Origin of the sequence: Pseudomonas sp. SIMBA_067 (assembly GCF_046534675.1) — a bacterium.
Classification (GTDB): Bacteria; Pseudomonadota; Gammaproteobacteria; order Pseudomonadales; family Pseudomonadaceae; genus Aquipseudomonas; species Aquipseudomonas putida.
Genome location: NZ_JAWRYH010001521.1, coordinates 1 through 229, shown reverse-complemented (window position 1 = coordinate 229; position 229 = coordinate 1). Strand labels below are relative to the sequence as shown.

The window sequence follows — 229 nt, the reverse complement described above, 5'->3', positions numbered from 1 at the left end:
CAGTTCTTCTGCAATGCTAGCTAGAGATTTATCTGTCGCCTCTAATAACGCCCTTACCTCTTTAGCTTCACTACTGACTTTCTCTACAAAATCTTCCAGTTCTTTAGCATCTCCCGAGAGTTCGAGATTATTCTCCAGAAGATAAGCATGTACTTTTACAAAATCCACATCCGCTTCGATTTTTGCTAGCTCTGCCTTAGCTTCAGAAACCATAAAAATGGATGCAGAC

1 protein-coding gene is annotated in these 229 nt (G+C 40.6%); it reads right to left on the bottom strand.

Annotation, left to right across the window (positions count from 1 at the left end; genetic code table 11):
* Window positions 1-229 (bottom strand): hypothetical protein (locus SB765_RS34530; RefSeq protein ID WP_410933145.1); only part of this gene is annotated, 229 nt, incomplete at both ends.